Source organism: Collinsella sp. AF04-24 (assembly GCF_003465685.1).
Taxonomy (GTDB): Bacteria; Actinomycetota; Coriobacteriia; order Coriobacteriales; family Coriobacteriaceae; genus Collinsella; species Collinsella aerofaciens_AP.
In genome coordinates, this window is sequence record NZ_QSBK01000002.1 from 95,584 (window position 1) to 110,991 (window position 15,408).

A 15,408-nucleotide genomic window follows, 5' to 3' on the forward strand; every position below is an offset into this window, starting at 1 on the left:
TTTGTGCGCAGGGGAGGAAGGGCCGCCACGAAATCGGCCCATCTACTACGTTTATCCCCTTACCCCCAACCATGCCAAAAAAGCGAAAACAAAACCGCAGGTAGAACGCCTGCGATTTTCTGGAAAACGGGGGTATGGTTGGGGGTATCGAGTCAAACGTAGTAGATGGGCCGATTTCGTGGTTGGCGCCGCCAAATGATCCCCCGGGGACGGAGGAAAACGGATCATTTTTGGCCCCACGCGGCTGGTGGGTGCGTTCGCGCAGGACCGTTCAAACAGAACCATGCCGTTTTCGGGGCTAAACTCAGGACTCCCATCCATATCCGCGTTTTCTGCAAAATGACGGCTCGTCTACCTGCGGTTTTATTTTCACGAATATCGGCATGGTTGGGGACTCGTGACTCAGCCCCGGAAACCGGCATAGTTTTGAAATGGCATTAAATCGGTGGCAGCCATTTTGCTATGCCGGAGCGGTTGATCGTCGGGCAACTACCCTCGCAGGTAGGCGATGGCGATCTGCGTGCGGTTGCGCAGGCCCATCTTTGCCAGGATCGAGCTGATGTGGTTGCGTACGGTGCCTTCGCCCATATAGGCGGTGGCGGCAATCTCCTTGTTGTCGAGGCCGCGGGCGATGAGCTCGGCGACTTCGAACTCGCGGTCGGTTAGGCTGGCGAAGGCCGCGGGCCGGCGGGTCGTGCCGGCATCGACGCCCGTCCCATCAAAGTTGATATCTTCGATCGCCTTACCCTCGAGCACGCGTTTGCCGTCCATGACTTGCGCCAACGCCGGAGGAATGACGGCGACATCGGTTTTAATCAAGTAGCCGCGGGCGCCCAGTTTGAGCGCCGACACAATGTACTCGTCATCCGAGAATGTCGTCAGAAACACCACGCGCGCCGAAGGGTCGCGCTCAAGGATTTCGCCCGCCGCCGAAAGGCCGTCGCGCCCCGGCATCTGAATGTCGAGCAGCGCGATATCGGGCGCGTGCTCGGCGTAGAGTGCCACCGCGTCGTTGCCGTCGGCTCCGGTGCCCACCACTTCGATCTGCGGCTGGGCGCCCAGGATAATCTTGAGCGAATCGACTACCAAGCGGTCGTCGTCGACAACTATGAGCCTCATCGGGCGTCATCTCCTTGCTGTTTGGGGACGGTGGCAAACACGCGCCAGCCGGGGGCGCCGGCGCGCAGGCCGGCGGTGAAGGTTCCGCCAAGCGCCTCGACGCGCTCGCGCATGGAGACGAGCCCCATGCCTTCTGCGACGTTGCTGCTGCTCGCCGGGGTCGCGTCTGCGCCATCATCGGTAACGATGAGCTGGTAAAACGACGGATGCTCCATGCACCGCACGGTAATGGTTTTGGCATGGGCGTGGCGCATGGCGTTGGAAAGCGCCTCGCGCAGCACCGCCGCAAAGCAGTTGGCGACGTTGGCGGGCGCATGCTCGGTCAAAACCTCAAGCTCAATCTGCGGACCGCTGTCCGAGCGTGCGCCTTCAACGATGCGTTCGAGCTGCACGGAGAGGTTGGTTGCATTGTCGTTGAGCGCGTGGACGCTGGCGCGCACGAGCTGGAGCGCCTCGTCAACGGTGTATTTGACGTCGGCGAAATCGGCGGCAACGCCGGGCTCGTTGGCATGGACCACGCGCAGGGCTTCGGTTTGAAGCGAAGCGCGCGTGAGCTGGTGGCCCACGTTATCGTGGATTTCGCGCGCGATGCGGGCGCGTTCGGCGAGCGTCGCGAGCTCGACTTCGTAGTCCTGGCGGTCGGCGAGGTCGCGGTTGCGTGCCTCGAGTGCCAGGGCGCGTTCTTGCAGCTTGTCGCGGGTGCGACGCATGCGTTCCTGTTCGCGCTCCAGCTGCGCGGTGCGCAGCGACAGCAACGTGGCGGCGACCGAAAGGATGGCGGTCAGCAGGAGCGTTCGGGCGGTGAGCGCGTCGGTGCGAAGGTCCGCGACGAGCGCAAAGACAAAGGTGGCGCCAATGCCCAGCGCGGCCCAGGCGTGCTCACGGCGCGCCCGCCGCGCGATGTCATAGAGGGCGAGAGGCGCAAACGGCACAAACGGCGGCACGAAAACGGCCGCGATGACGTAAGCGCAGCTCGCGGTCTCGCTCGCGCGCCGGGCGCTTTTCCCCTGCGCGAGCTCAGCCAGCGAGGTGGCAATAACGCCAAGGCAAAACGCCGCGACCAGGCGAGCATCCACAGCAAGGCCCGTGGCGGCTGCGATGCAGCACGCCAGCACGATCGATTTGTCGAATAGCCTGTTCATACGGGTATTGTACGCGATGCCGCGCACGGGGGAGGCGCCACTCAGAGCAAGCGTGACATTCCTCCCACGCGGCGGGACGGTCGCGTCAGCAGGCCACGCGACCAAGCCCCGCACTCGTGACAAAGCTCACTGGTGCGCGCCGGCGGTTCCTGCGATGATGCAATCGTACCGGGCCGCAATCAACAGAAGGGCCGCCTCATGACAGACATCGTCCACGTCGAAAATCTCGTCAAGCGCTACGACGATCTTATCGCGCTCGACCACTTTAACCTGTGCATCGCCCCTGGCGAGATCTTTGGCCTGCTGGGCCCCAACGGCTCGGGCAAGACCACGTCCATCAACTGCATCCTGCAGCTGCTCGCCTACGACAAGGGCACCATCGAGCTATTCGGCGAGCGCATGACGCCCGCCCGCTACGACCTCAAGCGCCGCATCGGTGTGGTGCCGCAGCAGGTGGCGGTGTTCGACGAGCTTACCGTGCGCGAGAACATCGACTATTTCTGCAGTCTCTACGTCAACGACCGCAAGCGCCGCCGCGCGCTGGTGGACGAGGCGATCGACTTTGTCGGCCTGGGCGACTTAACCAAGTTCCGCCCCGGCAAGCTCTCGGGCGGCCTGGCGCGTCGTCTCAACATTGCCTGCGGCATCGCGCACAAGCCCGAGCTCATCTTTTTTGACGAACCCACGGTGGCGGTCGACCCGCAAAGCCGCAACGCCATCCTGGAGGGCATCTGCCGCCTGCGCGACGAGGGCGCCACGGTGGTGTATACCAGCCATTACATGGAGGAAGTCGAGCAGATCTGCAGCCGCATTATGATCATGGACGGCGGCCGCGTGCTGGCGCAGGGCACTAACGACGAGCTCAAGCGCATGATTCAGATGGGCGAGAAGATTGTAATCGAGGTCGGCGAGGTTCCGAGTGCGGCGCTCGGTGCCGTCGCAAGCCTGCCGCACGTTCTGGACCTTTCGGCAACGGCGGGACAGCTCACGTTTTCGTGCGAAGCGAGCCCGCACAACCTGACGGACATTCTCGATGCGCTGCGCTCGCATGACGTGCCGCTCGGCCGCATCTATTCCGAACCGCCGACCCTCAACGACGTGTTCCTCGAGATTACCGGCCGCGAGCTGCGCGACTAGGGGGCGGCCATGTTCAACACCATCATCACCACGGTCAAGACGCTGCTGCGCCGGCCGAGCACGTGGGTCTGGGGCGCTCTCTTTCCTATCGCGCTTTCCACGATGTTCATGTTTATGTTTGCGAACCTCAGCTCCGACGGCACGGTCGACCCGGTGCCGGTTGCCGTCGTGGCGGACGAGGCCTGGGATGCCTCGACCTTTAAGGATGTGGCAGCTTCGCTTGCCAAGGCAGGCGACGATCAGCTGCTCGATGTGAGCGAGTACGAAGACTTGGCTGCCGCGCGCAAAGCGCTCAAGGCCGGCGAGGTCGCGGGCATCTATACGGTTGATGCCGCGGGCACGCCCAGGCTCACGCTGCTATCGAGTTACGACAGCTCGCGCGCCTCGTCGGTGCTTACCGACCGCAGCATCCTTGAAACGGTGGCAAGCTCGTATACGCAAAATGCCGAGCTCATGCGCCAGATTGCCCAGGACAACCCGGCGGCGCTCGCCGATCCGGCGGCGGTTGCGCACGCCCTGTCGCTCGAGGGCGGAACCCGCCGCGTGAGCCTGACTCGTGCCACGCCCGATGGCACGGTCATCTACTACTACGCGCTCTTTGGCCTGGTCGCGATGATGTCTGCCGAGTTTGCCGCCTTGAGCGTCGTCGATTTGCAGCCTAATCTGTCGGGCCTTGGCGCGCGCCGCTGCGTGGGCGGTCTTTCCAAGACGGCGTCGCTGGCCGGCATTTTTGTCGGCTCGTGGCTGGTTTCCTTTGCATCGATGGCGGTTGCGATCGGCTACGTGCGCCTGGTCGTGGGCGTCGACTTTGGCGGGCGCGAGGGGTTGTGCCTGCTGGGCGGGGCTGCATCCGCGCTTGCCGCCACGGGCCTGGGGCTTTTTGTGGGCACGCTTCCCGTTAAGGGCGGCAAGGCATCCAAGTCGGGCATCCTCACGGGCTTTGCCACCACGTGCGCCCTGTTCGCCGGCCTCTACGGCGAGCCGGCGATGGCGCTTGCCGACGACGTCGCCCGCGCTTGTCCGGTCGAGTGCTGGCTCAACCCCGTCAAGCTCATCTGCGACATGTTCAATCGCCTGTATTTCTTTGAGGACCTGGGGCCCTTCGCTGTTCGCGCCGGCGCGCTCGTCCTGATGGCCCTGGTGTTTGTCGCCGCCGCTACGCTGATCTTTGGAAGGAGCCGCTATGAGCACCTTTAAGACCGCGCTTCGCATGGCGCTGGCGCACCCGTTCTACCTGCTCATCTATACGGTGTTCATCTCGCTCATGGGCGTATTCATCGCGGCTTCGGTGAGCTGGAACTCGTCGCAGCTTACCGAGTACAAGCCCTACGACACCAACGTGATCGTGGTCGACCGCGACAATAGCGACCTTTCGCGGGCGCTTACCAAGCACCTGGGCTCACGCTTTGACCTGGTCACGGGCGTCGGCGACGACACATACGACCTTGCCGACGCGCTCTCCAAGAGCAACAGCGCCAAGGGCAGTGCCGATTGCGTGTTCTTTATCCCGGAGGGGTTTGAGGACGATCTTGTTGCAGCCGCCCGTGCGGGGGAGGCCCTGCCCAAGCTCGACGTGACCTATGGTTCCGGCACCATGGCGGCGGCGCTTTCGTCCGCCGAGGCCTCGCGCTGGATCTCGCTCGCGGGCGCTGCGGCGGCGCTTGAACCCGCTGCCTCCAACGGTGACGTCGCAAGGGCCGCCGAGCACGCGGCCGCAAAGCGCGCGGAGGTCCAGATCGAGCAGGTCAAGGTCGACTCGACTGCTGCTACCACGCTCGAGTCGTACTTCAACTTTGGCGCGTACGCGATCATCTCGTCGGTCATCGTGTCGGTGGGACTGGTGTTTTCGGGCATGAACGAGCCCGAGCGCGTGCGCCGCATGGATGCCAGCCCGGTCTCTGAGCGCCAGCGTTCGCTCGCTGTGTTCGCGGCCGCCGCCGTGCTCGCCGTCTGCATCTGGCTCGTGTCGAGCATGATGGGCGTCGTGGGCTTTGCCAGCGCGGTTGCCGAGGTCGGCGTGGGTCGCGTGTGCCTGGCGCTGGCGGCAACGTTTGCCCTGGCGTGCACGCCGCTGGCCGTTGGCTTTACGCTGTCGAGCCTGGGCGCGCGCGAGGAGCTGCTCAACGGTGTGGGCAACCTGCTCGGCATGCTCATGACGTTTTTGGGCGGCGCCTGGATGCCACTGTCGCTCATGGGCTCGGCCGTGCAGACGGTGGCGCACTTTGTGCCGACGTATTGGGTGAACGAAGCGATCGGCAAGGCGCTCGCCGCGGACCTGACGTCCACCGTGCTGGGCGACATCGCCTGCGATCTGGGCGTCACGGTGCTCTTTGCCGCGGCCATCGCCGCCGTAGGCCTAGCCCTCGCGCACAACAAATCCCACGCCTAGCCACCTAGTCATTGGGGACAGTCTTTGCCGATTCGCCGGCAGGGCTGGCAGGGACTGTCCCAATATGTCGGCACTTGGGGACGCTCCTTTCCTGCCGGCACTCATTGGGGACAGACTTAAATGAGCGATTTCACTCATTTAAGTCTGTCCCCAATGAGTAGGTTGGAAAAAAGTCGCGCACGTCGCTTAAAAATAGTTCGCCCAGGTTTACTATTACCCTAGAAAAGTAGCAGAAGGCTAACAACGGGGGATAACATGGCGACAAAGCAAGCCTATGTCCAGGTCAAAGGGCTCAAGAAACACTATGGCGACGGTGATGCGCGCCTGACGGTGCTCGACGGCATCGACACGTCCATCAACCGCGGCGAGATCTGCGTCATGCTGGGACCCTCGGGCTCGGGCAAGTCGACCTTTCTCAACCTCATTGGCGGCCTGGAGGATGCCGACGGCGGCTCCATCATGGTGGACGGCTGCGACCTCACCGCGCTCAAGCCTGCCGATCTGGGCGAGTACCGCCGCCGCGAGCTGGGCTTTGTCTTCCAGTTCTACAACCTGGTGCCCGACCTTACCATCAAGGAAAACATCGAGGTCACGGCGCACCTGTCCAAAAACCCGCTCAATGTCGACGACCTGCTGCGTTCGCTGGGCCTCTACGAGCACCGCAACAAGTTCCCACGCCAGGTCTCGGGCGGCCAGCAGCAGCGCTGCGCCATCGGCCGTGCACTCGTCAAAAACCCAGGCCTGCTGCTGTGCGACGAGCCCACGGGCGCGCTTGACTACAAGACATCCAAGGAAATCTTGCGGCTCATGGAGGATGTCAACCGCACCTACGGCTGCACCATCATCATTGTTACCTACAATGCCGCCATCGCGCGCATGGCAAATCGCGTGCTGCGCCTGCGCGACGGGCGCATCGTCGAGGATGAGCTCAACGAGTCGCCCGTCGCGGCCGCCGAGCTCGATTGGTAGGCGGCGCCATGACACCTCTCGCAAAACGTCTCCCGCGCGAGCTGCGCCGCAATATCGGCAAGTACCTGGGCATCTTTTTGCTTATGTGCGGGAGCATCGCCCTTACCTCGGGCTTTTTGCTCGCGGCGCATTCCATCGGCTGCCTTATCGACGACATGCGCGATGCGTACACGATTGAGGACGGCCGCGTGACCACCTCCTTCGAGGCTACCGACGACCAGCTCAAGGCAGCCGAGGATGCAGCCGACGACGTCGGCGGCGTCACGCTCTACAAGAATTTCTCCATCGACGCCATCATCAAAAAGACCGCCGGCGACGACGGCACCAAGCGCACGCTGCGCACCTATGCGCACCGCACCAAGGTCGATATCGCGTCCTACTGTGAGGGCAGGCAGCCCAAGACGGACGATGAGGTGGCTATCGACCGCGTTTTTGCCACCAACAACGACCTCGCCGTGGGCGATAAGGTTGAGCTTGAGGGCCGCACCTACACCATCTGCGGCATCATGACCCAGCCCGATAGCCAGGCGCTGTTCCTCGACAATTCGGACTTTACGGTGAACACCATCACGTACGGCGTGGCCGAGGTCACCGACGCCGGCTTTGCCGCGCTCGAGGATGCCGGTGGTGCACCTGCCTACACCTACTCCTTTGCCTTTACCGATCGCGACCTCCCCACCGCGGATCGCATCGATGCGGAGCAGGATATGGTCGAGGCGCTGACCGATGCCGATGCGCGCGTGGACGATCTGATCGACGCCGATTCCAACCAGGGTATTGGCTACGCGCGCGACGACGTAGACGGCGACTCCATGATGTGGATGACGCTGCTCGACATTATCATCGTGATCATGGCGTTTGTCTTTGTGGTCCTTACCGACGCCACCATCGAGGAGGAGAGCGCCATCATCGGCACGCTGCTCGCCAGCGGCTATCGTCGACGCGAGATCGTGCTGCACTACCTGGCACTTCCCGCCATCGTGGGCGTGCTCGCGGCGCTTTTGGGCACCGCGCTCGGCGTCGCGTTCTTTACCGAGCCCATGCGCGGCCTCTATTACGGTTCGTACAGCCTGCCTCCCTTCCAGGTGTACTGGAGCTGGGAGATTTTTGTGAAGTGCGCCGTGGTTCCCGCTGCCGCGCTCATCCTCATCACGCTGGTGGGCCTGCTTCGCAAGATGGGCAAGACGCCGTTGCAGTTCCTTCGTCACGAGGCGAGCGGCAAATCGGGCACCAAGCGCGGCTTGCAGCTGCCGGAGCGCATGGGCTTTGTCTCGCGCTTCCGCCTTCGTATCTTCCTGCGCAACCTAGGCAACTTCGCCACGCTCTTCGTGGGCATTGCGTTTGCCTCGCTGCTGCTGCTCTTTGGCCTGGCGATTCTGCCCACGATGACGCATTACGCCGACAACCTGGAGACAAGCCTGGTCGCCGAGCACCAGTACACGCTCAAGGCTCCGCTGGAGCTCGAGGGCACTGCCGAGGAGCGCGAGCAGTGGTCGGCACTCGAGCGCTTGCAGTCGGTTGACGGCGCGCTGCTCTCCGCCGCCCAAGATGCCAGTGACGAGCTCGATGACGCGGCCGATGCGGCGCAGACGGCAACCGATGCCGCGGCCAGCTCTCCGTCTGCCGAGAGCCTGGCCGCGGCGCAGGACGCGCTCGCCGGGGTCCAGGACAAGAAGGACGCGCTCTACGCGCGCCTCGATGACCTTGCCGCTGCCCTCGGCTGCAACCGCGACGAGGCCATCGGCCTGATCGACAAGGCCTCTAAGATCGACACTGACAACGACGATATCCACCCGGTCAATTCGACCGACAACGGCGCGGGCGCAATCGCGCAGGCCGAGAAATATGCCGTCTACCAGCTGCAATACGACCGCGGCGATGGTAATGGCGAGGAGACGATTTCCGTCTACGGCATCTCGCCCGATTCGCGCTACTGGAAGGGCCTCAACATCGGCGACGGACACGTCGTCTTTGGCGGCGGCCTGCTCGACAAGTTTGGCTGGAGCGAGGGCCAGAAGGTCGAGCTTTGCGACAAGTACGAGGCTCGGGATTATTCCCTTGAGTACGCGGGCAAGGGCTGCTCCTGGGGCTCAAAGTCGGACATGAACATCTATATGAGCATCGATGACTTTAACGAGCTGTTCGACAACGATGCCGCCTACTTCAACGGCTATGTGAGCAACGAGAAGCTCGACCTCGACGCGCGCTACTTTGCCGGCGACACCACGCCCGACGACATGCGCGCCGTGGGCGACCAGTTTATCGGCATGATGAGCAAAATGATCGGCATGATGGTCGGGCTCGCGGTGTTTATCTTCCTGCTGTTTATGTACCTGCTGACCAAGGCGGTGATCGACCACAGCGCCCGTTCGATCAGCTACATGAAAGTCTTTGGCTATCGCGATAGCGAGATCTCGCATCTGTACATCCGCTCGATCACGCTGTGCGTGGCGGTGTCACTCGTGCTGAGCCTGCCCGTGATCATTGGCTCGCTGACCGCGATTTTCCGCTCGATGCTGCTCGCCTACAACGGCAATATCGAGATCTACGTGCCCGCTTGGTCCATGGCTGCATGCGTCGGCATCGGCTTTGCGACCTACCTGGTCGTGGCGCTGCTACACACGCGCTCTATCAAGCACGTCAGCCTAGCCGAGGCCCTCAAGGTGCAAGAGTAGTCATCGGGGACGTTCTTGAACGACTAGTCATCGGGGACGGTCTTTGCCGATTCGCCGGCTCGCCGGCCGGGCTGGCAAGGACTGTCCCCAACTGCCGGAAGGGAGGCACTCATTTAAGTCCGTCCCCAATGAGTGGTTTGTCGGCCGGGCTGGCAGGGACTGTCCCTGACGGCACTCATTTAAGTCTGTCCCCAATGAGTGGCCGTGCTTGACTTCAACCCCACTTCACCGGGTACCATCCTCTATGTCTGTAACGCCATATAGACCGAGGGGATATATCTATGACCGCAACCGCACCCGCAGCACCGGCAAAGGTGTACTTCACCAACCTGCGCACGCATGCTCGCGAGAGCCAGCTTGACAAGCTTAAGCGCCTCATCCGTCGCGCCGGCATTGAGCAGATCGACTTTGAGAACAAGTTCGTCGCCATTAAGATTCACTTTGGCGAGCTGGGCAACCTGAGCTTTTTGCGCCCCAACTACGCCCGCGCCGTCGCGGATGTCGTGAAGGAGCTGGGCGGCAAGCCCTTCCTTACCGACTGCAACACGCTCTATGTGGGTAGCCGCAAAAATGCGCTCGAGCACATCGACACCGCCTACCAGAATGGCTTTACCCCGTATGCCACGGGTTGCCAGATCATCATCGCTGACGGCCTCAAGGGTACCGACGAGGCGCTCGTCCCGGTCGAGGGCGGTGAGTACGTGCGCGAGGCAAAGATCGGTCAGGCGCTCATGGATGCCGATATCGTGATCAGCCTCACGCACTTTAAGGGCCATGAGCAGGCCGGTTTTGGCGGCGCCATGAAGAACCTGGGCATGGGCGGCGGCAGCCGTGCCGGCAAGATGGAGCAGCACGCCGCTGGCAAGCCGAGCGTCGCGACCGAGCACTGCGTTGGCTGCCGTGCCTGCGAAAAGATCTGCGCGCACAACGCCATCTCGTTCGATGGCACCCGCGAGCGCGAGCTTGCGAGCGGCAAGACCGTCGAGGTGCACGTGGCCGCCATCGACCACGACCGCTGCCTGGGCTGCGGCCGCTGCATCGGCGTGTGCAACCAGGATGCCATCAATCCCGACTATGACGCCGCAGCCGACGTGCTCAACTGCAAGATCGCCGAGTACACCAAGGCTATCGTCGACGGCCGCCCGAGCTTCCACATCTCGCTCGCCATGGACATTAGCCCCAACTGTGACTGCCATGCCGAGAACGACACGCCCATCGTCAACGACATTGGCATGTTCGCGAGCTTCGACCCGGTCGCCATCGACCAGGCCTGTGCCGACGCCGTTCTGGCATCCGAGCCGCTGCCCAACACCGTGCTTACCGACAGCGCGGCCAAAATGGAGCACAATCACGAGCATTTGAAGGGCGAGCAGGCTAAGGACCCCTTCTGCATCACGCACCCCGACACCGACTGGCGCTCCTGCATCGCGCATGCCGAGAAGATCGGCCTGGGCACGAGCAAGTATGAGCTCATCGAGGTCAAATAGCGCCTAGCTATTGAACATATCAAGTGCCTTTGTGGCGTAAGTCGAGCAAAAGCCGCCCGCGAGCACAGCGCTCGCGGGCGGCTTTCCGGAAGTATGCGGCAAATTTCAAGACCGCCGAGCGCACGACGTTTTTTGGCAACAAAACCCCTGATAAATTGTTGATAAAACTGCGGTCTGGTCGGCAGTTCCAGATTTTGCCGCATACTTCCGAAAATAGGGGGTCAGATAAAGCCCCGGACGTTGCTTTTTGCCTAAAAATTCTTTCCGAGGAAGTCGTCGACCGTATTCCAGTAGAGCTCGGGGTCAACTTGCGCACTCTTGGCGTGGGTGGCGCCATGGATGGTGAGCTTTTGCTTGACCTTGCTGGCGCACGCGTCGTAGTTTTGGTCGAGCATGTCGTACGGCACAAAGGTGTCCTGGTCGCCGTGGATAAACAGCATGGGAACCGTCGCGTGTTTGAGTTGCTCCACGCTGCTCGCCGTATGAAAGTCGTAGCCCGCGCGCACCCTGCACACCAGGTTCGCCACATCGAGCAAGGGGAAGCTGGGCAGGCCGAACACGTCCTTGAGCTGTAGGGAAAACTCGTCCCAAACACTCGTATAGCCACAGTCCTCGATAATGCATTTCACGTTTGCGGGCAGAGATTCCCCCGCGACGTCCATGGCGGTTGCCGCACCCATCGACTCGCCAAAGACCAGGATGCGCGCCTCGGGGTCAGCCTGAACGATTCGCTCGATCCATGCGACGATGTCGAGGCGCTCGGGCCAGCCCATGCCGATATAGTCGCCGCCGGAACGCTCGTGGGCGCGGGCGGCAGGCGCGAGCACGTTTATGCCGCGGTCATGGAATCGTTTGGCGTATCGGGCCATACCGATGGGCTCATCGGTGTATCCGTGTAGGCAGACAGCGTAATCGTGGGTGTTCTCCGAGGCGGCGAAATACCAAGCGGCGAGCTCGGTTCCGTCATCTGCGGTTAGGCTGCTGCTCTTGCGGTTTTCCTTAAACCATGCCCGCGCCTCGGTGTCCTCGGCATCCGGCTGCTCACCTTCTTTGTCGTTCTTGCTATCCTGCATCATCTTCATGGTGTACGGCGCTTGGGGGTTCAGGGCAAAGTCAAACAAAAAGTTGCCGGCAAATCCAAGCAGCGCGACGACGAGCACCAACGCAACAACGCCGGCTATCTTGAGCTTCCGATGGGGGTGTGCGCTTTGAGGCATTTACGGTTCTCCTTATAGATGTTAATACATCAACATTTAAAACAAGCGCATTATGGATGTTCGCCGTTGATGCGTCAACAAGCAAAGAATGGGTAAACAAAGGGACGCGTATGGTGCAAATTTCGCACGTGCCCAGACGCTTTGATATAGTGTTGAGAACTCTTTACGTTGGAGGATGTAACCGGCATGTCCGATTCGAGCGACAGTTCTAAGCCGCGACCCAAGACCGCGGCCGTTCCACACTACACGGTGGGCGAGGAGATCATGAACTCCGTCACCCATGGTGTCGGCTGCCTGCTGGGTATCGCGGGCCTGGTGCTCCTGATCGTATTCGCTGCCCTGCGCGGCGGAGGCCCGGCCCACATGGCCGCGGCGATTGTCTATGGCGTCAGTATCATCCTCGAATACTTGGCCTCCACGCTCTATCACGCGATTCAGCCCGCGCGCGCCAAGCGCGTGTTTCGCATCATCGACCACAGCTGCATCTACCTGCTTATTGCCGGCAGCTATACGCCGTTTTGCCTCATCACGCTCGCAAACGACGGTGGCGCTGCACTGTTCTTTGCCGTGTGGGCCATCGCCATTATCGGCATTGCCCTCGAGTGCTTTATGCGCGAGCGTCAACCGCACTGGGCATGCGGCCTGGTCTACCTGCTGATGGGCTGGCTCGTCGTCTTTAAGTTGCCCGAGCTCGTGTCGCTGCTCAACCCCGTGGCGCTTGCCCTGCTCGCCGTCGGCGGCGTGTGCTACACCGTGGGCGTGCCGTTCTACATCGCCAAAAACGTGCGCTATCTGCACAGTGTTTTCCACTTGTGGGTGCTCGCCGGCAGCATCTTCCAGTTCATGGCGGTGATTCTCTTCGTAATCTAGCGATCGCGTCTGTGCCCGCGGACCTATCCAAGCGGCCGCCGGGCGCAATTGCCCTATCCGTCACCTACGCTTACTACCCAACGTCCCGAATCTTGGAGGTTCGAGAAACTCCCGATGGACATAACCATCTCCCTTATCACCACCCTCGTTTTGACCCTCATCAACGGCTACTTCTCTATGTCCGAGATGGCTCTCACCACGGCTAAGCGCGCCGTGTTGGAGCACGATGCCGAGGAGGGCGATAAACGCGCCGAGCGCGCCGTCCAGCTCGCCGCCGATTCCGACCAGCTGCTCGCCACCATCCAGGTCGCCATCACGCTCGTGGGCTTCGCCTCGTCCGCCGTCGCCTCGACGAGTCTGTCCGACCCGCTCGCCACGTGGCTCATGAGCTTTGGCATCGCGCCGCTTTCAGCCATCGCGCGCGGCCTGGCGCCGGTCATCATCACCGTCGCGGTCGCCTTTGTGTCCATCGTGATCGGCGAGCTCGTGCCCAAGCGCATCGGCCTCGCTAACGCCGAGGGCGTATCCAAGCAGGTTGTGGGACCGCTCTCCGTGTTCCAAAAGATCGCCCGCCCGCTCGTGTGGCTGACCGGCGCCTGCTCCGACGGCCTGGCCCGCATCCTGCGCATTAAGAGCGCCGACGACCGCCAGAACGTCTCGGAGGAAGAGATCAAGTACATGGTCTCGGAGCAGGACGACCTGCTCGACGAGGAAAAGCGCATGATCCATGAGATCTTTGACCTGGGCGACACCGTGGCTCGCGAGGTCATGGTGCCGCGCGTGGACACCACCATGTGCGAGGACGACGAGACGGTCGCCGACGTGTTGTCCACCATGCGCCAGACCGGCTTTAGTCGCATCCCCGTCTATCATGAGGATCCCGACAACGTCGCGGGCATCGCGCACATTAAGGACCTGATCCAGCCCGCGCTCGACGGCAAGGGCGACCAGCCCATCGCCGACTTTTTGCGCGACGCCACCTTTGTGCCCGATACCAAGGACATCCTGCCGCTGCTGTCCGAGATGCAGACCTCGCACGACCAGATCGTGGTCGTCGTGGACGAGTACGGCGGCACGGCCGGCATCATCACCATCGAGGACATCGTCGAGGAGATCGTCGGCGAGATCGAGGACGAGTTCGACCCCGACAACAAGTACCTCACGCGCCTCTCGCGCCGTGAGTGGCTCGTCGATGGGCGTTTTTCGTGCGATGACGCGATTGAGCTTGGTTGGCCGCTCGAGGAAAGCGATGATTATGAGACCATCGCCGGCTGGATTTTGGAGCTTTGCGACTCGGTGCCCGACATCGGAGAGGTGTTTGAGGTCGCGGGGTACAAGTTTAAAGTGCAGTCGATGCGTGGCCAGCGCATCTCGCTCATTCGCGTGATCGCTCCGGCCGAAACCGATAAGAAGGATTCCGAGTCCTCGGCAGAGAAGCCGGCGACGTCGGGTGCGGGCCCTGCGGACCCGCACGACGGCGACGAGTAGGGCAAGGACGAGTAGGGGAGAGTTATGGCAGGCCTGTTCAACATCCTTAAGGTCACCGTCAGCGAGGACAAGATTTGCGCGCACGTGCTGGTGAACCCCGGCATGCCGCTCATGACCTCGGAGGATATCGAGGCCACGGCGCGCGTGTACTACCTGGTGCCCGCGATTGCCAAGCACCTGTGCCTGGGCGATTCGGGTCGCGAGTTCCAGGACTGCATGGGCCAGACCGAGCTTTGCCACCTGCTGGAGCACGTGACGGTCGAGCTCATGAACGAGACCGGTCTTGCCGGCAGCATCTCGTGCGGCCGCACGCGCGTAAGCGAGCACGACGAGCGCGTCTTTGAGGTTGAGCTTTCGTGCCCCGACGACGCGCTGGCTATCGGCGCGCTGTCTTCGGCCACCTTTATGATGGATTGGGCCTATCTGCACGCCGACCAGCCCGCCCCCGATGTGGACGGCACGGTCGCGGGCCTGCGCAACTTGGTGCTGGGCATGCGTGCCGAGGCCGAGGGCAAGGACCCGCACGAGGCCGTTGCCGCTGCGAACGGCGAGGACGTGGCCGAGGATGCGCCCGAGGGCGACACTCCTGCCGAGGCCGACGCCGAGCCCGTTGCCGAGGCGTCTGCCGAGCCCGAGCCCGCGGAGCCCCAGGGTGTCCCGAGCTTTGACGACGAGCCGCAGGAGGCAATCGATACCGAGGGTGCGGTCGCCGAGAACCACGAGGCCCCCGCGGCCGTCTTTGGCGGTGCGGCAACGGCTCCGTCCGGCTCGGCGCACGAGGGCAACCTGCCGCTCGTCGATGGCGCCGGCGAGGACCCGGCTGCCACGGTGGCCATGCCGGCTGCGCCTCAGGAGTAGGCTCACTCGCTTATCACCATCATGTACCTGCGCTTTTACCGTACGCAGATGAGCGTG

12 protein-coding genes are annotated in these 15,408 nt (G+C 62.5%); 9 read left to right on the top strand and 3 right to left on the bottom strand.

Annotated elements, in window-relative coordinates; all coding sequences use genetic code 11:
• Window positions 1-489: 489 nt before the first annotated feature.
• Both DWV32_RS01415 and DWV32_RS01420 read right to left on the bottom strand, forming a co-directional pair.
• Window positions 490-1,119 carry a response regulator transcription factor gene (locus DWV32_RS01415; protein WP_117756969.1) on the bottom strand — a complete coding sequence of 210 codons (630 nt, stop codon included), beginning with the start codon at window positions 1,117-1,119 and terminating at the stop codon, window positions 490-492.
• The gene (locus DWV32_RS01420) at window positions 1,116-2,261 is read right to left on the bottom strand and encodes a sensor histidine kinase (RefSeq protein WP_147324140.1); all 1,146 of its coding nucleotides are present in this window, start codon (window positions 2,259-2,261) and stop codon (window positions 1,116-1,118) included. Before DWV32_RS01420 ends, DWV32_RS01415 begins: the two co-directional genes overlap by 4 nt.
• Before the next feature lie 198 nt (window positions 2,262-2,459).
• Between DWV32_RS01420 and DWV32_RS01425 the strand changes: the two genes are divergently transcribed.
• The 6 genes from DWV32_RS01425 (at window position 2,460) to DWV32_RS01450 (ending at window position 10,918) form a co-directional block, all read left to right on the top strand.
• On the top strand, window positions 2,460-3,398 hold the full coding sequence (locus DWV32_RS01425) for an ABC transporter ATP-binding protein (RefSeq protein WP_117756991.1): 939 nt from the start codon (window positions 2,460-2,462) through the stop codon (window positions 3,396-3,398).
• Between the two features lie 9 nt (window positions 3,399-3,407).
• On the top strand, window positions 3,408-4,595 hold the full coding sequence (locus DWV32_RS01430) for an ABC transporter permease (protein ID WP_117756970.1): 1,188 nt from the start codon (window positions 3,408-3,410) through the stop codon (window positions 4,593-4,595).
• Window positions 4,582-5,787: an ABC transporter permease gene (locus tag DWV32_RS01435; RefSeq protein WP_117756971.1), complete on the top strand. Its 1,206-nt coding sequence runs from the start codon at window positions 4,582-4,584 to the stop codon at window positions 5,785-5,787. Before DWV32_RS01430 ends, DWV32_RS01435 begins: the two co-directional genes overlap by 14 nt.
• Before the next feature lie 255 nt (window positions 5,788-6,042).
• On the top strand, window positions 6,043-6,756 hold the full coding sequence (locus DWV32_RS01440) for an ABC transporter ATP-binding protein (RefSeq protein WP_117756972.1): 714 nt from the start codon (window positions 6,043-6,045) through the stop codon (window positions 6,754-6,756).
• 8 nt (window positions 6,757-6,764) lie between these two features.
• Window positions 6,765-9,431 carry an ABC transporter permease gene (locus DWV32_RS01445; RefSeq protein WP_117756973.1) on the top strand — a complete coding sequence of 889 codons (2,667 nt, stop codon included), beginning with the start codon at window positions 6,765-6,767 and terminating at the stop codon, window positions 9,429-9,431.
• 281 nt (window positions 9,432-9,712) lie between these two features.
• Window positions 9,713-10,918, top strand: a complete 1,206-nt coding sequence (locus tag DWV32_RS01450; protein WP_117756974.1) for a DUF362 domain-containing protein — start codon at window positions 9,713-9,715, stop codon at window positions 10,916-10,918.
• A 251-nt stretch (window positions 10,919-11,169) separates the two neighbouring features.
• Here DWV32_RS01450 and DWV32_RS01455 read toward each other — a convergent pair whose 3' ends face one another.
• A complete protein-coding gene (locus DWV32_RS01455) occupies window positions 11,170-12,135 on the bottom strand; it encodes an alpha/beta hydrolase (RefSeq protein ID WP_117756975.1) in 966 nt (321 codons plus the stop codon).
• 186 nt (window positions 12,136-12,321) lie between these two features.
• Here DWV32_RS01455 and DWV32_RS01460 point away from each other — a divergent pair, with 186 nt between their 5' ends.
• The 3 genes from DWV32_RS01460 (at window position 12,322) to DWV32_RS10370 (ending at window position 15,351) form a co-directional block, all read left to right on the top strand.
• Entirely contained in the window at window positions 12,322-13,005 is a 684-nt protein-coding gene (locus DWV32_RS01460; protein WP_187361801.1) for a hemolysin III family protein, read from the top strand.
• Between the two features lie 114 nt (window positions 13,006-13,119).
• Window positions 13,120-14,493 carry a hemolysin family protein gene (locus tag DWV32_RS01465; protein ID WP_117640509.1) on the top strand — a complete coding sequence of 458 codons (1,374 nt, stop codon included), beginning with the start codon at window positions 13,120-13,122 and terminating at the stop codon, window positions 14,491-14,493.
• Between the two features lie 24 nt (window positions 14,494-14,517).
• Window positions 14,518-15,351 (top strand): hypothetical protein, encoded by an 834-nt coding sequence (locus DWV32_RS10370; protein WP_222847434.1) that lies wholly within the window; start codon window positions 14,518-14,520, stop codon window positions 15,349-15,351.
• Window positions 15,352-15,408 lie beyond the last annotated feature (57 nt).